The sequence below is a fragment of the Nonomuraea fuscirosea genome (assembly GCF_003001935.1).
GTDB lineage: Bacteria > Actinomycetota > Actinomycetes > Streptosporangiales > Streptosporangiaceae > Nonomuraea > Nonomuraea fuscirosea.
In genome coordinates, this window is the sequence record NZ_PVNG01000011.1 from 71,866 (window position 1) to 90,597 (window position 18,732).

General features: G+C 70.8%; 21 protein-coding genes and 2 tRNA genes. 17 read left to right on the top strand and 6 right to left on the bottom strand.

Annotated elements, in window-relative coordinates; translation table 11 throughout:
* Positions 1-2: 2 nt before the first annotated feature.
* The gene (locus tag B0I32_RS25000; protein ID WP_106243756.1) at positions 3-659 is read right to left on the bottom strand and encodes a glycosyltransferase family 2 protein; all 657 of its coding nucleotides are present in this window, start codon (positions 657-659) and stop codon (positions 3-5) included.
* 43 nt (positions 660-702) lie between these two features.
* Positions 703-1,749: an NAD-dependent epimerase/dehydratase family protein gene (locus tag B0I32_RS25005; protein ID WP_106243759.1), complete on the bottom strand. Its 1,047-nt coding sequence runs from the start codon at positions 1,747-1,749 to the stop codon at positions 703-705.
* A gap of 129 nt (positions 1,750-1,878) precedes the next feature.
* Here B0I32_RS25005 and B0I32_RS25010 point away from each other — a divergent pair, with 129 nt between their 5' ends.
* From B0I32_RS25010 to B0I32_RS25020, 3 genes are read left to right on the top strand one after another with little or no spacing between them, the layout of a single operon-like run.
* Positions 1,879-3,363, top strand: coding sequence for a glycosyltransferase 87 family protein (locus B0I32_RS25010; RefSeq protein WP_245956013.1), 1,485 nt, complete (start codon positions 1,879-1,881; stop codon positions 3,361-3,363).
* A complete protein-coding gene (locus B0I32_RS25015) occupies positions 3,281-3,874 on the top strand; it encodes a TIGR04282 family arsenosugar biosynthesis glycosyltransferase (RefSeq protein ID WP_245956014.1) in 594 nt (197 codons plus the stop codon). Before B0I32_RS25010 ends, B0I32_RS25015 begins: the two co-directional genes overlap by 83 nt.
* Positions 3,871-4,482 carry a class I SAM-dependent methyltransferase gene (locus tag B0I32_RS25020; protein ID WP_106243761.1) on the top strand — a complete coding sequence of 204 codons (612 nt, stop codon included), beginning with the start codon at positions 3,871-3,873 and terminating at the stop codon, positions 4,480-4,482. Before B0I32_RS25015 ends, B0I32_RS25020 begins: the two co-directional genes overlap by 4 nt.
* Positions 4,483-4,652: 170 nt before the next feature.
* Here the strand turns inward: B0I32_RS25020 and B0I32_RS25025 are convergent, their stop codons facing one another.
* The gene (locus B0I32_RS25025) at positions 4,653-5,648 is read right to left on the bottom strand and encodes a glycoside hydrolase family 11 protein (protein WP_106243763.1); all 996 of its coding nucleotides are present in this window, start codon (positions 5,646-5,648) and stop codon (positions 4,653-4,655) included.
* A 280-nt stretch (positions 5,649-5,928) separates the two neighbouring features.
* Between B0I32_RS25025 and B0I32_RS25030 the strand changes: the two genes are divergently transcribed.
* The 8 genes from B0I32_RS25030 (at position 5,929) to B0I32_RS25065 (ending at position 12,883) form a co-directional block, all read left to right on the top strand.
* Positions 5,929-6,840 carry an ABC transporter ATP-binding protein gene (locus B0I32_RS25030; RefSeq protein WP_106243765.1) on the top strand — a complete coding sequence of 304 codons (912 nt, stop codon included), beginning with the start codon at positions 5,929-5,931 and terminating at the stop codon, positions 6,838-6,840.
* 1 nt (position 6,841) lies between these two features.
* Positions 6,842-7,546: an ABC transporter permease gene (locus tag B0I32_RS25035; protein WP_106243767.1), complete on the top strand. Its 705-nt coding sequence runs from the start codon at positions 6,842-6,844 to the stop codon at positions 7,544-7,546.
* A gap of 2 nt (positions 7,547-7,548) precedes the next feature.
* Positions 7,549-8,823 carry a sensor histidine kinase gene (locus B0I32_RS25040; RefSeq protein ID WP_342751768.1) on the top strand — a complete coding sequence of 425 codons (1,275 nt, stop codon included), beginning with the start codon at positions 7,549-7,551 and terminating at the stop codon, positions 8,821-8,823.
* Positions 8,816-9,457 (top strand): response regulator, encoded by a 642-nt coding sequence (locus tag B0I32_RS25045; RefSeq protein WP_106243769.1) that lies wholly within the window; start codon positions 8,816-8,818, stop codon positions 9,455-9,457. Before B0I32_RS25040 ends, B0I32_RS25045 begins: the two co-directional genes overlap by 8 nt.
* Before the next feature lie 23 nt (positions 9,458-9,480).
* Positions 9,481-9,678: a hypothetical protein gene (locus B0I32_RS25050; protein ID WP_106243771.1), complete on the top strand. Its 198-nt coding sequence runs from the start codon at positions 9,481-9,483 to the stop codon at positions 9,676-9,678.
* A 175-nt stretch (positions 9,679-9,853) separates the two neighbouring features.
* The gene (locus tag B0I32_RS57850) at positions 9,854-10,405 is read left to right on the top strand and encodes a hypothetical protein (RefSeq protein WP_181307755.1); all 552 of its coding nucleotides are present in this window, start codon (positions 9,854-9,856) and stop codon (positions 10,403-10,405) included.
* A 91-nt stretch (positions 10,406-10,496) separates the two neighbouring features.
* Positions 10,497-11,993 (top strand): SRPBCC family protein, encoded by a 1,497-nt coding sequence (locus B0I32_RS25060; RefSeq protein WP_106244349.1) that lies wholly within the window; start codon positions 10,497-10,499, stop codon positions 11,991-11,993.
* Between the two features lie 218 nt (positions 11,994-12,211).
* Complete coding sequence (locus B0I32_RS25065) at positions 12,212-12,883, top strand: flavin reductase family protein (protein WP_106243776.1); 672 nt, start codon at positions 12,212-12,214, stop codon at positions 12,881-12,883.
* A 107-nt stretch (positions 12,884-12,990) separates the two neighbouring features.
* On the opposite strand, the gene B0I32_RS25070 is transcribed toward B0I32_RS25065, so the two are convergent.
* From B0I32_RS25070 to B0I32_RS25080, 3 genes are all read right to left on the bottom strand, one after another.
* Positions 12,991-13,494 carry an NUDIX hydrolase gene (locus B0I32_RS25070; RefSeq protein ID WP_106243779.1) on the bottom strand — a complete coding sequence of 168 codons (504 nt, stop codon included), beginning with the start codon at positions 13,492-13,494 and terminating at the stop codon, positions 12,991-12,993.
* A gap of 144 nt (positions 13,495-13,638) precedes the next feature.
* On the bottom strand, positions 13,639-14,382 hold the full coding sequence (locus tag B0I32_RS25075) for an ABC transporter permease (protein WP_106243781.1): 744 nt from the start codon (positions 14,380-14,382) through the stop codon (positions 13,639-13,641).
* Positions 14,363-15,304, bottom strand: coding sequence for an ATP-binding cassette domain-containing protein (locus B0I32_RS25080; protein ID WP_106243783.1), 942 nt, complete (start codon positions 15,302-15,304; stop codon positions 14,363-14,365). The genes B0I32_RS25075 and B0I32_RS25080 overlap by 20 nt, the downstream gene beginning before the upstream one ends.
* Positions 15,305-15,919: 615 nt before the next feature.
* On the opposite strand from B0I32_RS25080, the gene B0I32_RS25090 reads away from it, so the two are divergent.
* The 6 genes from B0I32_RS25090 to rpmG all read left to right on the top strand — a co-directional run bounded on the left by B0I32_RS25090 (position 15,920) and on the right by rpmG (position 18,624).
* Positions 15,920-16,879: a lysozyme gene (locus B0I32_RS25090; RefSeq protein ID WP_181307757.1), complete on the top strand. Its 960-nt coding sequence runs from the start codon at positions 15,920-15,922 to the stop codon at positions 16,877-16,879.
* Between the two features lie 41 nt (positions 16,880-16,920).
* Positions 16,921-17,448, top strand: a complete 528-nt coding sequence (locus tag B0I32_RS25095) for a C40 family peptidase (RefSeq protein ID WP_106243791.1) — start codon at positions 16,921-16,923, stop codon at positions 17,446-17,448.
* Positions 17,449-17,525: 77 nt separating this feature from the next.
* A complete protein-coding gene (locus B0I32_RS25100) occupies positions 17,526-17,756 on the top strand; it encodes a transposase (protein WP_106243794.1) in 231 nt (76 codons plus the stop codon).
* A 39-nt stretch (positions 17,757-17,795) separates the two neighbouring features.
* Positions 17,796-17,868 (top strand) — tRNA-Thr (locus tag B0I32_RS25105).
* Positions 17,869-18,314: 446 nt separating this feature from the next.
* A tRNA-Met gene (locus B0I32_RS25110) sits at positions 18,315-18,388 on the top strand.
* Between the two features lie 71 nt (positions 18,389-18,459).
* Positions 18,460-18,624, top strand: coding sequence for a 50S ribosomal protein L33 (gene rpmG / locus B0I32_RS25115; RefSeq protein WP_019632658.1), 165 nt, complete (start codon positions 18,460-18,462; stop codon positions 18,622-18,624).
* The last annotated feature ends 108 nt before the right edge of the window (positions 18,625-18,732 follow it).

Here is an 18,732-nt window from a genome sequence, read left to right on the forward strand (position 1 = left end):
TTTCAGCGGATCTCGGCCATGACGCGTCGCATGTCGGAGACGGCGCGCAGGGTGCCGCCGAGGGTGCCGGTCACCTTCGAACGCCCGGTCCTCGGCAGGTAGTCCACCCGCACCTCGTCGATCCGCCAGCCGGCCGAGGCGGCGCGCAGCACCATCTCCAGCGGGTAGCCGAAGCGGCGGTCGGTCAGCGCGAGGTCCAGCAGCGCCAGGCGGTTCGCCGCCCGCATGGGGCCGAGGTCGTGCAGCGGCGCACCCGTACGGCGGCGCAGGTTCGCGGCCAGCACGGCGTTGCCCAGCCGCGCGTGCCGGGGCCAGGCGCCCGCGCCCCGGGGCGTACGCCGTCCCATGACCAGGTCGGCGCGCCCGTCGAGCACCGGGTCGGCCACCCGGGGCAACTGGCCGGGGTCGAGCGAGGCGTCGGCGTCCATGAAGCAGACCAGGTCGGCGGTGGCGGCGAGCAGCCCGGCATGGCAGGCGGCGCCGAAGCCGCGCGCGGGCTCGTGCACCACGAGCGCGCCGAAGTCGGCGGCGACCTCGGCCGACCGGTCCGTGGAGCCGTTGTCGACCACGATCGGCCGGTAGCCGGCGGGCATGCGGCCGAGCACCCAGCCGAGCGCGTCCTCCTCGTTCAGGCAGGGCAGAATCACGTCCACCGTCATGATCGGCGGGCCTCCTCGTTGCGGCGGTGCGGGATCACGTACTTCATGACCAGGCGAACTCCTTCACGCCCGCCTCGAAGCCGATCTCGGCGTGGAAGCCGAGCTCGGTCCTGGCCCGGGCGGCCGAGGCGACGATGTGGCGGACGTCGCCGAGCCGGTAGGCGCCGGTCACCTGCGGCTCGGGCCCGCCGCGCTCGGCCGCCAGCGCGGCGGCCATGTCGCCCACGGTGTGCGGGGTGCCGGAGGCGATGTTCCAGGCCCGCAGCTCACCGGCCGGCACGGTCGCCGGAACCGCCGCCGTCACAGCAGCCGGCACAGTCGTCGGCTCGGTCGGCCCGGTCGGCGCGGTCGCCGACATGGCCGCGAGGTTGGCCCTGGCCACGTCCCTGACGTGCACGAAGTCACGCCGCTGGCGGCCGTCCTCGAACACCTTCGGCGCCCGGCCCGCCTCCAGCTCGGAGCGGAAGATCGCGGCCACCCCGGCGTAGGGCGTGTCGCGCGGCATACGCGGCCCGTAGACGTTGTGGTACCGCAGCGCCGCAACTCTCCCGCCGGTCTGCCTGGCCCAGTTGGCGGCCAGGTGCTCCTGCGCGAGCTTGCTGGTGGCGTAGGCGTTGCGCGGATCGGGCTGGGCGTCCTCGTCGATCTCGGCGCTGGTCAGCGGCGCGCCGCAGCGCGGGCAGGGCGGCTCGAACCGGCCGCGCTCCAGGTCGTCCACGGTCCGCGGCCCCGGCCGGACCCGGCCGTGCTCGGCGCACTCGTAGCGGCCCTCGCCGTAGATCACCATCGAGGAGGCCAGCACCAGCCGGCCGATCCCGTGCCTGGCCATGGCGGCGAGCAGGACGGCCGTGCCGTACACGTTGACGCGGGCGTAGTCGGGCAGGTCGGAGACGTCCACGCCGAGCCCGACCTTGGCCGCCTGGTGCACCACGACGTCCGCGCCGGGCAGCAGCGCGTCGAGGACGTCCGAGTCCTGGACGTCCTGGCCGTTGCGCAGGTCGAGACCGACGACGTCGTGATGCGCCGCCTCCAGCGCCTCGGCCACGTGCCCGCCGATGAAACCGGCCGAGCCGGTGACCAACACTCTCATGCCGCCGACGCTAGGCCGCCGGACCGCTTGCCATAAGGGACGTTCGCAGTTCGTAAGGCTTCTTACGGAGATCGAACGGAGAGCGCACAGGCGGCCGTGAAGGGGGTCGCGGATGCGAGGCTGCCGCCTGTGAGCCGGAACACGTACGTGACAGGGGCGGTGCTCGTCCTCCTGGCGGCCACCGTGGCCGGGATGGTGACGGGGCCGCCCCGCCTGGGCTGGTACCTGACCGCCTGGGCGCTGTTCTGCGCGGCTCTGTGGCTGTCCAGGCGGGTGCCGGAGCGGCGGCTGACCGCGCTCGTCGTCGGCGGCGGGCTCCTGCTGGCCGCGATCGGGCTGGTCGCGCCGCCGAGCAGCAGCACCGACTCCTTCCGGTACGTCTGGGACGGCAAGGTGCAGGCCGCGGGCATCTCGCCCTACGACCACCCGCCGTCCGACCCGGCGCTGGCCGGGCTGCGCGACGGATGGCTCTTCCCCGCCGACTGCGCCGGGCCCGGCCTCTACCCGCTGCCGGACGGCGGCTGCACCCGGATCAACCGCCCCACCGTGCCGACGATCTATCCGCCGCTCGCCCAGGGTTACTTCCTGCTGGTGCACTGGCTGTCGCCGGAGGGGTCGCGGCACAAGGCCCTCCAGCTCGGCGGCTGGGCGATGGCCGTGCTCACGCTGCTCACGCTGTGCCGGCTGGCGGGCGCGCGGCGGGCGGCGCTCTGGGCGTGGTGCCCCGCCGTGCCGGTCGAGGCGGTGAACAACGCGCACGTCGACATGGTGGGCGTGCTGCTGGTGGCGCTGGCCTTCTGGACCGTACGGGGGCGCGGCGGGCCGCCGGTCGCACCGGCGTCCGGGGCGCCGGGGGGACTCTGGGCGCGCGGGGCGCTGCTGGGCGGCGCCGTGGCGGCCAAGCTGCTGCCCGCGACGGCGCTCGTGGGCTCGCTGTCCGGCGTGCTGGCGAACGGGGTGGCGTGGCGGCGGCTGCTCCGGGTCGGGGTGCCGGCGGCGGCCGTGGTCGGGCTGTCGTACGTGCCTTACGTGCTGGCCTCGGGCCCCGCGGTGGCGGGTTACCTGCCCGGCTACCTCGAGGAGGAGCGCTACGAGGGCGGCGGCAACCGTTACCTGGTCCTGCGGCTGCTCCTGCCGGACGCGTGGGCGCCGTACGCGGCGATCGGGGTCCTGGCGCTGGTCATCCTGGCCGTCCTGCGGTACGGCCGCCAGGAGCGGCCGTGGCTGGGCGCGCTGGTCGTCAGCGGCTCGCTGCTGCTGCTGTTCACCCCCGGCTACTCCTGGTACGCGCTGCTGGTCGTCGCGCTGGCCGCCATGACGGGCCGGTGGGAGTGGCTGGGCGCGGCCCTGGCGGGCGCCATCGCCTACGTGGACGGCCCGATGGGCGCCGGCATCCTCGCAACCGTCTTCTACGCCGCGGCCGTGGTGGCCGTGCTGATCGGCTGGGCCGTACGCCGCCCCAGTGGAAGGACTGAGCACGCTGAGCATTCCCGATCATCTGCCACAGATCCTGATCATCGCCAAGGAACCGGTGCCCGGCCGGGTCAAGACCCGGCTGACCCCGCCGTTCAGTCAGGAGGAGGCCGCGGCCCTGGCGCTGGCCTCGCTCCGTGACAGTCTGCGGGCGGTGGCGGCGACGCCGGCCACGCAGCGGGTGCTGGCCCTGGACGGCCTGCCGGGCGGCTGGCTGCCGGAGGAGTTCGTGGTGATCCCGCAGCGCGGCGACGGCCTGGACGAGCGCCTGGCCGCGGCCTTCTCCGACACGCACCGGCTGCGGCCGGGCCCGATCGTGCTGATCGGCATGGACACCCCGCAGGTCACGCCGGAGCTGCTGAGCGAGGCGGGGGAGGCGCTGGCGGAGCACGACGCGGTCTACGGCCCGGCCGCCGACGGCGGGTTCTGGCTGCTCGGCCTGCGCAGGCCCGACCCGGAACTGCTGCTGGGTGTGCCCATGTCGCATCCGGAGACCGGCAAGTTCCAGCTCGACCGGCTGGACCGCGCGGAGCTGACCGTCCACCAGCTGCCCGAGCTGATCGACGTCGACACGGCGGCGGACGCCGACGCGGTGGCCGCGCAGGCACCGGCGTCCTGCTTCGCCGCCGAACTGAGGAGGCTGGGCCGATGATCGGCGAGCTGTACGCCGACGCGCTCGCCGGGGAGAGCGCCGAGATCGAGTACGTGGACGGCACCCGCGTCACGCTGGAGGCCGCGCGCTGGTTCGAGCCGATCGACGGGGACGAGGAACTGCTGAGCCGGTGCGCCAGTCCGACGCTGGACATCGGCTCGGGCCCCGGACGCCTGACGGCGGCGCTGACCCGTCGCGGCGTGACCTCGCTCGGCATCGACATCACGCCGCGCGCCGTCGCCCTGACCCGCCGCGCCGGCGGGTTCGCCCTGCTCCGTGACGTGTTCGACGACATTCCCGGCAGCGGCCGCTGGGCGACCGCGCTGCTCGCCGACGGCAACATCGGCATCGGCGGCAACCCCGAGACGCTGCTGCGCCGGGTCAGGCAGCTCATCAGGCCGGGCGGCACGGTCCTGGCCGAGGTGGCGCCGCCGGGAACGCGCAGCCGGGTGGACCGGGTCCGGCTGCGCAGAGGGCAGCTGGCCGGCGAGTGGTTCGCCTGGGCGACGGTTTCGGCGAGCGACCTGCCTCGGGTGGCGCGGGCGGGCGGCTTCGACGGCGCCGACCACTGGAACGCCGACGGCCGCTGGCTGGCCCGGCTCTACTGACCCGGCTCAATGGGGACCGGCTCAATGGGGACCGGCTCAATGGGGACCGGCTCAATGGGGACCGGGTCGATGAGGAGGGCGGCTGATGGGACGGGGCCTGATGGGGATCGGGGCATGCCGATGGCGCGACGGTGGTGGGCCGCCGCGCCGCCGGAGATCCGCCCAGAGGGTCAGCTCGCGCTACAGGAGACCGTGGGCCAGGTGTAGTTGCCGTTGTGCTGGATCGTCACCCCCCAGTTGTTCCCGCTGCCGTTGGGTCTGGCGCTCAGCACCTGGGCGCTGGGATAACTGGCGCTGATGTTCCAGGTGGCCAGGACCTTCGCCGGGGACGGCACGTTCATCGTGACGGTCCAGTTGCTCGAACCGCTGACGGCGACGTTGAGGTTGTACCGGTCGCTCCACTGCTCACCGGCGGAGAGCGTCGCGGTGCAGCCGCCGCCCCCTCCTCCTCCGCCGCCACCACCGCCACCGCCGCCTCCGCCACCGGAGCCGCCGATCGTGATGTTGGAGTTGCCGCTGCTCTGGTAACCCTCGGTCGCCATGATCATGTAGTCGTGGTTGCCCAGGCTCATGCCGTTGCGGGCCCAGGCGTCGAAGTGGTTGCCGGCGGTGATGGTGCCGCCGGTCTTCTTCTGTTGCCGTACGCTCCAGTACTGGTTGAAGGTCCTGGTGCCCTCGATCGAGGGGGCGTTGTAGCGGGTGGTCTGGTAGATGTCGTACGTGCCGCCGTCACTGGTGACCGTGCCCTTGTACGTCCCCGTAGGCCGGTAGGTGCCCCAGTTGTCGACGATGTAGTACTCCACCAGCGGATTCCTGGTCCACCCGTAGAGGGTCAGGTAGGCGTTCCCCGACGGGTTGAAACTGCCCGAGTAGCTGACGGTCCTCCGTCCGCCGGGGTTCCAGCCCTTGCCGGCGACGAAGTTGCCGGTGTTGCGCCAGGACGTGCTGTAGTTGCCGCCGGATCCCAGATCCATGGAGACCGTTCCGGCACTGTCGGTCCAGAACGAGTAGAAGTAGCCGTTGTTGGTGCCGGTCTGGTTGGAGTTGATGGGAGCCGCGTGGGCGATGCCGGGCGTCATCGCCGTGGCCGCGACCAGGGCGACGACGCAGACGCGGCTGACGAGCCGTCTGACGCGGCCCTTCGAGGGAGCGGGGGAGTCGTTCATGTGACGGTGCTACCTCCCGTCGATGTCGAAACTATCGGCGTTTCGGCGAAAGTATCGGCCCGGTTTCCCGAGGCTGTCAACGGAGCCCGTCAAGGTGAGCGATCCCGCTCTGGTCAGGGGTGTCACAGGGTCGTGAAAGTTTCAAGAATGATCCGAAAATTGCCGTTGCGTACGTACGTGTCAATCAACCGAACGGTGGGTTCCAGGATCCGCCGCAGCCACCCCTGACGGTGGCCGTCGGGACGATTCGCCCAGGACGCCGCCGGAAGATCCTTGAGTCATGTCAGTCATCGAGGTCACCGGCCTCACCAAGAGGTACGCGGCTCAGACGATCCTGGACGGGGTGTCGTTCTCCGTCGAAGAGGGCGAGATCTTCGGCATCCTCGGCCCCAACGGCGCCGGCAAGACCACCGCCGTCGAATGCGTCGAAGGGCTCAGGCGGCCCGACGGCGGAACGGTCCGCGTCCTCGGGCTCGACCCGGGCGCGGACGACCGGACGCTGCGCGAGCAGATCGGCGTGCAACTGCAGCACACCCAGCTGCCGGAGAACATCAAGGTCTGGGAGGCGCTCGACCTGTACGCCTCCTTCTACGCCGCCCCGCGCGACTGGCGTGAGCTGGTCGAGCAGTGGGGGCTGGCCGACAAGCGCGACGCCCGCTTCGGCAAGCTGTCAGGAGGCCAGAAGCAGCGGCTGTTCATCGCTCTGGCGCTGGTCGGCAACCCCCGGGTGGCCTTCCTCGACGAGCTGACCACGGGCCTCGACCCGCAGGCGCGCCGGGTCACCTGGGAGCTGATCAAGCGGGTCCGCGCGAACGGCGTGACCGTGGTGCTGGTCAGTCACTTCATGGACGAGGTCGAGGAGCTCTGCGACCGGGTCGCGGTGTTCGACCGGGGCCGCATCGTGGCCGTCGACAGCCCGGACGGGCTCATCGAGGGCACCGGCGCCGAGCACCAGATGAGGTTCACCCTGATGGCGCCGGCCGACCCGGGGACGCTGCTCGGCGACGTGCCGGGGGTGTCGGGCGTGACCAGGGACGGTGACCAGGTGGTCGTCACCGGCAGGGGCGACTTCGCCACCGCCGTCACGGCCCGGCTCGCCCGCCACCACGTCCTGGTCAGCGACCTGCGCATCGACAAGCGCACGCTCGACGACGCCTTTCTCGCCCTCACCGGCCGTACCTGGGAGAACTGACATGACCGCGCTCGCCAAACTCACCACCGTCGAGCTGAAGCTCCTGGCCAGGGAGCCGGGCTCGCTGTTCACGGTGCTCATCCCGCTGTTCATCCTGGTCATCTTCGGCAGCTCGATCGAGCCGGGCGACACCGTGCTGCTGCCCATGGCGCTGGCCATCGCCGTCGGGCTGGTCGGGCTGTACATGTTGCCGACGACGCTGGCGACGTACCGGGAGAGGGGGATCCTGCGACGGCTGTCCACGACGCCGCTGCGGCCGGGGAACATGCTGGCGGTGCAGCTGCTGCTGCAGCTCGTCCTCACCGTCGTCACCTGCGGGCTGCTGGTGGCCGTCGGCGTGAACGTGCTGGGCGCGCGCCCGCCGGGCGCGGTGTGGGCGGTCGTGGTGACCATCGTGCTGGGCACGGCGGCGATGTTCTCGATCGGGCTGCTCATCGCCGCCCTCGCCGCGAACGGGCGCAGCGCGAACGGGATCGGCGTGCTGCTGTACTTCCCGATGGCCTTCCTGGCCGGGCTGATGCAGCCGGTGGACCAGATGCCGGTGCTGCTGGCGCGGATCGGTGCGTACACTCCGTTGGGCGCCTTCCGGCAGTCGTTGCAGGACGTCTGGACGGGCGGCGCGCCGAGCCTGCCGCTGCTGGCGGTGATGACCTGCTACGCGGTGGTCCTGAGCGTGGCCGCGGCCAGATTCTTCCGTTGGGAGTGAGCGTGACGAGGCTGGACCGGTGGGAGCGGCACCTGCAGCGGTACATGAGCGCCGTCCCCTACCTCCTGCTCGCCGTCTCCACCGCGCTCTACCTGCTCACCGAGCAGGGCGACGGCTGGGGCGAGCGGCTGGTCACGCTCGGCCTGGCGGCGCTCGCCGCCGCCTGGACGGGCCTCATGTCGCGCGGCCAGATGAAGGCCCTGTACGTCACCGGCCTGATCGTGCTGATCGCGGTGCTGAGCCTGCGGAGCGTCTGGTTCGCCAGCTTCTTCGGCTTCGTCGGCCACCTCCACTCCTGGCAGTACCTTCAGGGCAGGTGGCGCTTCGCGGGCGTGAGCGCCACCGCCGCCGCCACGGTCGCCGCCTACAGCGGCGGCCTGCCCGAGCCCACCCCGGCGGGCATCCTCACCTTCTCGTTCTTCACCGCCACCATCGTGGCCCTGGTCGGGCTGTTCAGCTTCGTCGGGGAGATCACCGCCGAGCGCAGCGCCGAGCGGAAGAAGATGGTCACCCGGCTGGAGGAGGCGATGCGTGAGAACGCGGGGCTGCACGCCCAGCTCCTGGTCCAGGCCAGGGAGGCGGGGGTCATGGACGAGCGGCAGCGGATGGCGGGCGAGATCCACGACACGCTCGCGCAGGGGCTGACCGGCATCATCACCCAGCTCCAGGCGGCCACGCAGGCCAAGGACGACGAGAGCGCGCGCGAGCGGCACATCGGCCACGCCGTGCGGCTGGCCAAGGAGGGGCTGTCCGAGGCGCGCAGGTCCATCCACGCCGTCGGGCCAGGACCGCTGGAGTCCGCGCCGCTGCCCGACGCCCTGGCCGAGGTCGCGGCCGAGTGGTCGGCGCTGAACTCCGTAGCGGCCGAAGTGCACACGACTGGTACGGTCCGTCCCATGCATCCCGAGGTCGAGGAGACCCTGCTGCGCACGGCTCAGGAGGCGCTGGCCAACGTGGCCAAGCACGCGGGGGCCGGTCGGGTCGGGCTGACGTTGTCGTACATGGAGGACGTGGTCGCGCTCGACGTGCGCGACGACGGCGCCGGCTTCGACCTGGATCGGGTACGCGAGGGTGGCGGCTACGGCCTGACCTCGATGCGCAGGCGGGTGACCCGCCTGGCGGGCGCGCTGGAGATCGAGTCCGAGCCCGGCGCCGGCACCGCGATCTCCGCCAGCGTGCCCGCCGTGCCCAGGGAGGTCCCGCGCACTGAGACCTCCGAGGCCGGCGAGGTCTCGCGCGCCGAGATCCCCGTGACCAACGAGGTTGGGCGTGACTGAGGCCCCCGTGCGGCTGCTGATCGCCGACGATCATCCCGTCGTCCGCGACGGCATCCGCGGCATGTTCACCGGCGACCCCGGCTTCGAGGTGCTGGGCGAGGCGGGCGACGGGGCCCAGGCCGTGGACCTGGCCCGAGTGCTCGACCCCGACGTCATCCTGATGGACCTGCGCATGCCCAGGATGGACGGCGTCGCGGCGATCAAGGAGCTGGCCAGGCTGGGGGTGCGGGCTCGCGTCCTCGTGCTGACGACGTACGACACCGACAAGGACGTGCTGCCGGCCGTCGAGGCCGGCGCGACCGGTTACCTGCTCAAGGACACGAGCCGGGACGAGCTGGTCCGCGCCGTGCGCGCGGCGGCGAGGGGCGAGGCCGTGCTGTCGCCTTCGGTGGCCACCCGCCTGCTCGGCCAGGTCCGCGCCCCCGCCGACCCGCTGAGCGCGCGGGAGCTGGAGGTGCTGCGCCTGATCGCCGACGGCGCGACCAACCGCGAGGCCGCCGCCCGCCTGTTCATCAGCGAGGCCACGGTCAAGAGCCACGTCCTGCACATCTACGCCAAGCTCGGCGTCAACGACCGCGCGGCGGCCGTCGCGGTCGCCTTCCGCCGCGGCCTGCTGAGTACCGACAAAGACTGAAACGGCTGGCTAGCATGCGCCGTATGAACGAGCCACAGCCCGTCACCCTGCCCCACGGCGCCAACCTGCGCTGTGACACCTGCCAGAACGAGCTGTTCGAACAGCACCGTTGGAAGCTCCAGACCACCGGCATGACGTTCATGAACCTCGACTGGGCCAACCGCGACGCCTCCTGCTTCGTGTGCACGGTCTGCCGCCGCATCCACTGGTTCCACCTCTGAGACGGTCTGCCGGGGGTCGCTTCTGTACAAGACCCCGGCGGCCGGCCGGGAGCTGAGGCGCTGCCGTACGCGCAAAATATGTCCAAGTTTCCACCCGTTACTGATTCTTCGTCCCTTTCCTGGGCAGGCCACGGTCGAGTGACCCGGTCATGGCCTTGGGGAAGGAACGCCGATCATGTCGAACACGTTGCGGATCGCTTGTGCCGTGCTCGCCGGCTATTACCTCGGACGACGCAGGAAGCTGCGCATGGCCGCGGCCTTGGCCGCCGCCGGGCTGGCCGGCCGGGCCAAGGGCGGCAAGGGCGGGGGCCTGCTGGCCCAGGGGATCAAGGTGCTGGGTTCGTCGCCGGAGGTCGGGCAGCTCACCGACCGGCTGCGCGGCGACCTCATGGAGGTGGGCAAGGCCGCCGCGGTGGCCGCCACCAGCAGGAAGATGGACACCCTGAGCGACAAGCTGCACGAACGCGCCGAAGCGCTGCGCACCCCTGACGAAGGTGCGGCGAAGCAGAACGGCGCGGCGAGCCAGAACGGGGAGACGGACCAGGGCGAGACAGACCAGAACGGCGAGACAGACCAGAACGGCGAGACGGACCGAAACGGCGAGACGGACCGAAACGGCGAGGCTGAGCAGAACGGGCAGGCCAAGCCGGGTGCCGCGGGGAAGCGGAGCGGTGCCGCCAAGCCGGGCGGCGAGGCGAAGCCCACGGGGGTGAACGGCCGTGGCTGAGAACAAGACGAGCCGGGTCGGCAACCCGGTCGGCGCGGCCGGCCGAGGTCTGGGCGGCGCGGCCAAGAAGGCCACCGGCGCGACCAGAGGCGTGACCGGCGCGGCCAAGGACACCGGCGAGCAGGCGGCCGGAGCAGCGAAGGACACCGGCGGCCAGGCGGCCGGAGCGGCGCAGGGCACGGCCCAGAAGGCGGCCGGCGCGGCGCAGAAGGCAGCGGGAGCGGCGCAGGGCACGGCGCAGAAGGCGGCGGGAGCCGCGAAGGACGTCGGCCAGGGCGTGGCGGGAACGGCCAAGGCTGCCGGAAAGGGACTTCTCGCCGCACTGCCCACCGAACGGCTCACCCAGGAGGCGCAGAACCTGCTGCACGCCGCCGGTGCCCGGCTGCTCGCCAAGGCGGGCGACAAGATCGAGGGCCTCACCGGCCGGCTGTCGGAGTACGCGGAGAGCGGCGGCGAAGGCGGAAAGGGCCTGATCGGCACGCTGACCGGGTCGGACAAGTCAGGTGGTGGCGGCGGGGTCATGGGTGAAGTCGTCAAGGGCGGCCTCAAGGGCGGCCTCAAGGGCGGCCTCAAAGGCATCATGCAGAAGATCACCGGCGGCAAGGGCGCGAAGGGCGGCTTCGAGAAGGTCACCAACATCGTCGAGACGATCGACGTCGGAGCGCCCCGCCGCCTCGTGTACGACCAGTGGACCCAGTTCCAGGACTTCCCGACCTTCATGAAGAAGGTGGAGACCGTCAAGCAGGAGTCCGACGAGGACCTGATGTGGAAGGCGCAGGTCTTCTGGTCGCACCGCAACTGGAAGGCCCACATCATCGAGCAGCTTCCCGACCAGCGGATCATCTGGCGATCCGAGGGCCAGAAGGGCTACGTCGACGGGGCGGTGACCTTCCACGAGCTGAGCGACGATCTCACCCGGATCCTGGTGGTGCTGGAGTACCACCCACAGGGGCTGTTCGAACGTACCGGCAACCTGTGGCGCGCCCAGGGACGGCGGGTCCGGCTGGAGCTCAAGCACTTCAGACGGCACGTGATGGCGCACCTCCTGCTGAATCCCGATGACCTTGAGGGCTGGCGCGGCGAGATCCGCGACAGCGAGGTCGTCAAGGACCACGAGACGGCCATGGAGGAGGAACGCGCCGCCCAGGAGGAGGAAGAGGGCGCAGAAGAGGGCGAGGACGAGGGCGCCGAGGCGACCGGCGAACGCGCGGAAGCCGAAGAAGGCGAAGAAGAGGGCGAAGAGGGGGAAGAGGAGGAAGGCGAAGAGCCGGAAGAGGGCGAAGGCGAGGAAGCCCGCCAGACGACCGCCGAAGACGAGCAGAGCACCGAGGACGAAGAACCGGAGGCCGGCGAGGGCGAAGAGCCGGAAGGCGGCGACCAAGAAGCCGGCGAAGAGCAACGAGGTAGCGAAGAGCAACAAGGTAGCGAGGACCAAGAGGGCAGCGAGGGCGAAGGGGACGAAGAAAGCGAGGCCGGGGAAAAGCCGCCAACCGGAAAGCAACGCACGTGGGACAAGCCCACGTCCCGCTCAGGCCGCAGCCCCAGAATTCCCCGCCGCATGCCCATCCGCCGCCGCCGATCCGAGTAGCGCCAAGGCCCGACGCGAGCACCCGCGACCCAAGGCCGGTCACCGCGACCCAAGGCCGGTCACCGCGCCCCGAGGCCGGGTGCCGCGCGCCTCGAGTCCTGGCACCGGAAGCCCGGCACCCGGGGACCGCGACCCGAGGACCAGCGTCGCCGCGCGGGTTGGAACAGAGGTCCGAAGGTCGCCAGCGTAAGGCGGTGGCCTGGCGGGACAGTGGGTGCATGAGCACTGTGGCCGCGTCGCATGTCCCCCTTGAGCCGAACATCCTCTACTTCGGCACCCCCGTCGTCCTGGTCTCCTCCATGAACGAGGACGGCACACCCAACCTGGCCCCCATGTCGTCCGCGTTCTGGCTCGGCTGGCGGGCGGTGCTGGGCTGGGGCGCGCGGTCGCAGACGGCGCGGAACCTGCTCAGGACCGGCGAGTGCGTGCTGAACCTCCCGTCCGACGCCCTCGCCCCCGCCGTCGACCGGCTGGCGCTGACGACCGGGTCGGATCCCGTCCCCGAGGGCAAGGCGCGGCGCGGATACCGGTACGTGGGGGACAAGTTCCGGCGGGCCGGGCTGACCGAGGTGCCGTCGGAGACGGTGAAGGCGCCGCGCGTGGCCGAGTGCCCGGTCGCCATGGAGGCCGTGGTCGAACGCTGCCATCCGGTGGGCGACGAGGGCGGGGTGCTGGCGTTCGAGGTGCGGGTGCGGCGGGTCTGGGTGCACGAGGAGATCCGCCTGGCGGGCAGCGACGACCACATCGACCCCGACGCGTGGCGACCGCTGATCATGAGCTTCCAGAAGTTGTACGGCCTGGGCCCCCAGGTGCACCCCTCCACGCTCGCCCAGATCCCCGAGCACCTGTACCGCCCCGACGCGGACCTCGAACGCGCCCGCAACACCTGATCGCCCGCGCCGGCAACGCCCGACGGGCCGTGCCCGCGAAGCCTGATCGCCCGCGCCGGCACGCCAGATAGGCCGTGCCCGCGACGCCTGATCGCCCGTGCGAAAGGCTAACCCGCCAGCAGGGCCAGCCAGGTGCGGCCGGCGCAGACGCGTTCGATCTCGGGCCGGGTCAGCCAGTCCGCATGGGTGCTCTCCGATCCGGCGGGCGGCCGCGTCGGAGCGCCCGGTTCAGGGAGCGCGGCCCGGAACATCGCCATGTACGCCAGCGCCGGATACCGGTAGGAGGCGGGCGGCGGCTCCAGGAGTTCGATGCGCTGCCAGGCGAAGATCGACAGGGCCGAGGGCGGCAGGTGGAGGCCGGTCTCCTCGTACAGCTCCCGGGAGGCCGCGTCCACCGCGCTCTCGCCCGGCTCCAGGTGGCCGCCCGGGATGTCCCAGCCGCGTCCCTCCCGGCCGACGCACGTCATGAGCGTCCGCCCGCCCTCGTCCGACACGAACGCGAACGCCGACGTCGTCCGTTCGGCCGGAGGAAGGGACTCGGAGAGGATCACGTCGAGGCGGTGCGCCACCGGGATCCAGGGCACCGTCTCGGTCGCCAGCACGAAGGTCATGCCTCACTGTCATCCGCACGGGAAACCGCTGTCAAAGCGAGGGCGCCGAATGCCGGGACGCGCTCGCGTCAGACGCCCAGGCACAGCGCGTCGGACGCGCTCCCCGTCAGACGCCCAGGCGCAGCGCGTCGGACGCGCTCCCCGTCAGACGCCCTGGCGCAGGGCGCGGTTGCCCAGGTAGAGGCCGGCCGCGGCGACGGCGCAGGCGGCGGCGGTGCCGTACAGGACCGAGGGGGAGGTCAGGTCGCCGGCGAACAGGGCCCGCTGCGCGTCCACGATGTAGGTGATCGGGTTGAGCTGCCCGGCGGCCCGCAGCCAGCCCGGTGCGGACTCCAGCGGCAGCAGCACGCCGGAGAGCAGCAGCAGCGGAAAGACGATCGACTGGCTGACGATGTAGAACAGGGTGCCGCCGGGCGCCGACTTGATGGCCAGCACGAACGAGAACGCGCCCAGCCCCACCCCGAAGAGCACCAGTTGCGCCAGCCCGGCCACGACCCCGGCCGCGTGCAGCTCGAAGCCGAGCGGAATGGCCAGGGCGATGATCAGCACCGCCTGCACGAGCAGGGTCAGCATGGCCTTGGCGCTCTTGCCGACCAGCATCGCGGTGCGGTTGAGCGGCGTGACCAGCAGCCGCTCCATCGCGCCGCCGATCAGCTCGACCAGCAGCGTGTATCCGGCGCTCATGGGCCCGGTCAGGCACATCATGACCAGGATCCCCGGCACGAACCACTGCCAGGACGAGCCCACGGCCCCGTCCAGCAGCGACCCGAACAGGAACAGGAACAGCAGCGGCTGCCCCATCTCGAACAGTAGCCCGGCGGGGTTGCGCAGGCTCGGCCGGAACTCGCGGGTGAAGACGGTGGCGGTGTCACGCAGGAATGTCGTCATCGGTGAGGCTTCTCCCGGTCAGGGTGAGGAACACGTCGTCGAGGGTGGGGCGGATGGTCTCGGCGGTCTTGACCTTGATGCCGGCGGCGTCGAGGCCGCGCAGGTAGTCGGGCAGGGTGGCGGTCGCTCCGGCGACCCGGAGGCGCACGGTGACGCCGTCCGCGCTGCCGCCGCCGATCTCGGCGGCCCGCGCGGCCTCCCGCTCAGTTGCCGTGGTGATGACGATGTGGTCGCCGGCCAGGTCGTTCTTGAGCTGCTCGGCGGTGCCGTCCGCGATGATCCGGCCGCCGTCGATGATCACCACCCGTTCCGCCATGTTGTCGGCCTCCTCCAGGTAGTGGGTGGTCAGGAACAAGGTCGTCCCGTACGTCGCGCGCAGGCGCAGGATGTGCTCCCAGATCTCCGCGCGGCTCTTCGGGTCGAGGCCGGTGGACGGTTCGTCGAGGAAGAGCAGGTCGGGCCGGTGGATGAGGCCGAGGGCGATGTCCAGGCGGCGGCGCTGCCCGCCGGACAGCGTGCCGGGCACCCGCCCGGCCAGCGGCGCCAGGTCGAGCAGGTCGAGCAGCTCGTCGGCGCGGGCGGCCGCCTCCTTCCGCCGCAGCCCGTAGCAGCGGCCCTGGGTGACCAGCTCGTCGCGGACGTGGAACTCCTCGCCCGCGCTGTTGCGCTGGCCGACGTAGCCGATGCGGGACCGTACGGCGGCGGGGTCGCGGGCCACGTCGTGACCGGCCACCGTGGCGGTGCCGGAGGTGGGCGGCAGGAGGGTGGTGAGCATGCGAAGGGTGGTGGATTTGCCCGCGCCGTTCGGCCCCAGGAAGGCGACGAGCTGACCGGCCTCCACGTCGAGGTCGATGCCGCGAACGGCCTCCACGGCCTCCTTCTTCATCGTGAACACTCGGGTCAGGCCCCGGGCATGGATCATGATCGGCCTCCTCCAGGCATGGCGAAGAAACCCCTGGTCGGGGGCGTTTTCGAAGGATCGGACTAAGTTTGGGCAGTTTCGAGGGGCTTTGGCAAACGTGAACATGACTTACACATACGGCTCTGACCTGCGAGAACGCCGTCAAAGACGATCTTGGCCGAGAACGAATTTCCGCCCCCTGAACTGCGGTTTCCGCACCACATCCGCACGAATTCTGCACACGGCTCTGTCACCATGCTGATCATGTGCGAACGCGTCGTCCTGGTGAACGGCCTGCCGGGGTCGGGCAAGTCCACACTGGCCCGCGCGCTCGGGCGCGAGCTCGGCTGGCCGGTCCTGAGCAAGGCGCGAGGTCTGGTGCGACGTGCCGGCCGAGGTCGCGCGGGGCCGGTACGAGCGGCGGGTGCGGTACCCCGTGCACCGGGACCCCTTCGTCGGGGACGAACGATGGCGGGAATGGGCGGCGGGCGCGCGACCGCCGGCTCTCGGACCCGTGTATTGGCTTGATACCGCGAAAGAAGTGGAAATTACTGGACTTGCGGAATTGTGCAGGGCTCCGCAATGATCTGCGGCGTGAAACGTCTGTGGTTATACACGGTAATTGCAACGCTTGGTATGACCGGCGTCGCCCACGCGGCCGAGGTGCCCGGGGTCGACGTCAGTAACTGGACCGGCGAGATCGACTGGGCCGCGGTGTCCTCCGGCGGCGCGAAGTTCGCCTTCGTGCACGCCACCGAGGGGACGGACTACACCAATCCCAGTTTCGACGCCCAGTTCGGTGGCTCGGCGTCGGCCGGTCTCGTTCGCGGCGCCTATCACTTCGCGCAACCGCATGAATCCGATGGGACGGCCCAAGCGGACCATTTTCTACGGAACGGCGGTAACTGGATCAGCGACGGCCAAACGCTTCCCGGTGTTCTCGATTTGGAGGACAACCCGTACACGAACACCAACGGCAAGAACAACTGTTACGACCTGTCCGCCGCGGACATGGTCACCTGGATCAAGGACTTTACCAAGAAGTACCGGGCGGCGACCGGCCGGCACGCGATCATCTACACCACGACGAGCTGGTGGCAGACCTGCACGGGCAACACCACCACGTTCAAGTCGAACCCCCTGTGGCTGGCCCGCTGGGGCTCCGAGGTGGGCGAGCTGCCGAAGGGCTGGAAGAAGCACACGTTCTGGCAGTCGGCGGAGAAGGGCACGCTGGCCGGCGGCCAGAACGTCTTCAACGGCTCCGAGTCGCAGCTGAAGTCGCTGGCCAACCCGCCGGCCGAGGTCAAGGTCGGGGGCCGGGCCGTGAGCAGGAAGTCGTACACGGTGACGATCTCCAACACGGGCCCGCATCCGGTCAAGGACGTCAAGGTGACCGGGCGGACGTTCGGCGGGCAGCGCGTGGTGAAGGCGCCGGGGTGCACGTTCAGTGGCACCGCCGTGACCTGCCGGATCGGGGAGCTGCCGCGCGGGCAGAAGAAGACGTTCGCGATCACGACCAGGCCCACCAGGTCCAAGGGCACCGTCGGCCTGAACGTGACGGTGGGTTCGGTGAAACTCGCCCTCAAAGCCCGATAAGGCAGGATAAATACGAAGGCTGATGCTTCGGGGGGTGTGGGATGAAACGGCGGTTAGCTGTGGCGGCGGCGCTGCTCCTGCTGACCGCCACGGCCTCGGTGCCGCTCGGGCTGTCCGTGCCGCCGCTGGTCGTCCGGATCGCGTACGAGATCGAGCGGCACGGCATCGTGTACTCCTGGGGCGGCGGCCACGGCGTGGACCCCGGCCCCTCCAAGGGGACGTGCCGGGGCTACCGGGGCAGCATCAGGCCCTGCCCGGCCGCCAGGACGCGGGGGCTCGACTGCTCGGGCTTCACCCGGTGGGTCTACGCCCTGACGTACGGCGAGGACGTGCTCGGGCCGGGCAACACCGACGACCACCTGCGCAAGATGCGCCGCGTCTCCCGCGCCAGGCCCGGTGACCTGGTCTTCTTCGGCAAGGTCACGAAGCGGTCGGTCAGGACCCACCACGTGGGCGTCTACCTGGGCGGCGGGAAGATGATGAACGCGCCGGAGACCGGGGCCCTGGTCAGGATCGACACGATCAAGAAGAAGAAGGACTTCGCCGGCTTCTACCGATACCGACGGTGACGCCTACCGGTTCGGTATGGCCGGTAACGGGAGTGACGGGGCAAAAATGAGAGACCCCGAGGCTAATGTGTGCGGCTATGGAGAGGCGATGGGTCGGCCTGGACGGCATTGAAGTCGTGGGCGCCCTGCGGGCCGGGCGGCAGGTGCTCCGGGTGCGCAGGAACGGGTGGGTGGTCGCCGACTGCACCTCTGTGGCGGAGGTGGCCAGACACGTCGATCTGGCCGACCTGTGCGAGGTGATCGAGCTCGCGCCACGGCGCGGCGCGACGCCGCGGGCGACCGCCGGAACGAGTTCGCATCATGGCTGAGCGCCGTGTATGGTTATGCCTGTCCGCAGCGCCGGACAGGCCCCTATAGCTCAGTCGGCAGAGCGTCTCCATGGTAAGGAGAAGGTCAACGGTTCGATTCCGTTTGGGGGCTCGCACACTGAACAGGCAGAACGCCCGGTCCGATGAAAATCGGAGCCGGGCGTTTCCGGTTTCCGGCACCTTCCGCCGGGCCGCGCCAAGGACGCGCGAGGGCCGCGCCGGGGGTTCGCGAGAGGACCCGAGCCGCATACGAGGCAGGGGCGCTTAAGGCCCTCTCCGCGGACCCGCGACTGGATAACGGAACGGTCACGATGACAGTCTCGAGCGGCGGCGCACGCGGCCACCGTAGTGTCACCCAGGTCGGCTGCCGGTAGTCCGGCGGAGAGCTGCTACGCTGACCCTGCTCGTATGGGGGGCGGCAGGCGGGGCTGTCGTTAATGATTTCGGTTGCGGGGCCTTCCTGAGGCATACTGGGAAGCACCCCGCCCGACCGGGTGAGTTACTAAGGTGCTCGCCGTGTCGGGTATCCTCTACGGGCCGGGTCGATTCCGGCCCAAAGGCGGAGTAGCTCAGTCAGGCAGAGCAAACGGCTCATAATCGTTGTGTCGCCGGTTCAAGTCCGGCCTCCGCTACTGCCCCAACCCAGGTCCACCGGCCTGGGTACGGGCGTGTCCATGTCCCGAACGTAGAAAGGCACTCCCAAGTGGCTGCCACCGACGTTAGGCCTAAGATCACGCTGGCCTGCCAGGAGTGCAAGCACCGCAACTACATCACGCGGAAGAACCGGCGCAACGACCCGGATCGGCTTGAGCTGAAGAAGTACTGCCCCAACTGCCGCTGCCACCGCGCGCACCGCGAGACCCGCTAGGGTCCAGGGCAGGGCTGCTGGCCCCACTCTTTTCACAACGCGCAACCGGCGTCCCCTAGCAGGGCGCCGGTTTCGTCGTGTCTGCGTGTCCCTCCGCTCGCGTCCAGG

Coding starts and splice junctions, on each gene's coding strand:
- B0I32_RS25000 (WP_106243756.1), bottom strand. CDS start 659: ATGACGGTGGACGTGATTCTGCCCTGCCTGAACGAGGAGGACGCGCTC.
- B0I32_RS25005 (WP_106243759.1), bottom strand. CDS start 1,749: ATGAGAGTGTTGGTCACCGGCTCGGCCGGTTTCATCGGCGGGCACGTG.
- B0I32_RS25020 (WP_106243761.1), top strand. CDS start 3,871: ATGATCGGCGAGCTGTACGCCGACGCGCTCGCCGGGGAGAGCGCCGAG.
- B0I32_RS25025 (WP_106243763.1), bottom strand. CDS start 5,648: ATGAACGACTCCCCCGCTCCCTCGAAGGGCCGCGTCAGACGGCTCGTC.
- B0I32_RS25030 (WP_106243765.1), top strand. CDS start 5,929: ATGTCAGTCATCGAGGTCACCGGCCTCACCAAGAGGTACGCGGCTCAG.
- B0I32_RS25035 (WP_106243767.1), top strand. CDS start 6,842: ATGACCGCGCTCGCCAAACTCACCACCGTCGAGCTGAAGCTCCTGGCC.
- B0I32_RS25050 (WP_106243771.1), top strand. CDS start 9,481: ATGAACGAGCCACAGCCCGTCACCCTGCCCCACGGCGCCAACCTGCGC.
- B0I32_RS57850 (WP_181307755.1), top strand. CDS start 9,854: ATGTCGAACACGTTGCGGATCGCTTGTGCCGTGCTCGCCGGCTATTAC.
- B0I32_RS25065 (WP_106243776.1), top strand. CDS start 12,212: ATGAGCACTGTGGCCGCGTCGCATGTCCCCCTTGAGCCGAACATCCTC.
- B0I32_RS25070 (WP_106243779.1), bottom strand. CDS start 13,494: ATGACCTTCGTGCTGGCGACCGAGACGGTGCCCTGGATCCCGGTGGCG.
- B0I32_RS25075 (WP_106243781.1), bottom strand. CDS start 14,382: ATGACGACATTCCTGCGTGACACCGCCACCGTCTTCACCCGCGAGTTC.
- B0I32_RS25080 (WP_106243783.1), bottom strand. CDS start 15,304: ATGATCCATGCCCGGGGCCTGACCCGAGTGTTCACGATGAAGAAGGAG.
- B0I32_RS25090 (WP_181307757.1), top strand. CDS start 15,920: ATGACCGGCGTCGCCCACGCGGCCGAGGTGCCCGGGGTCGACGTCAGT.
- B0I32_RS25095 (WP_106243791.1), top strand. CDS start 16,921: ATGAAACGGCGGTTAGCTGTGGCGGCGGCGCTGCTCCTGCTGACCGCC.
- B0I32_RS25100 (WP_106243794.1), top strand. CDS start 17,526: ATGGAGAGGCGATGGGTCGGCCTGGACGGCATTGAAGTCGTGGGCGCC.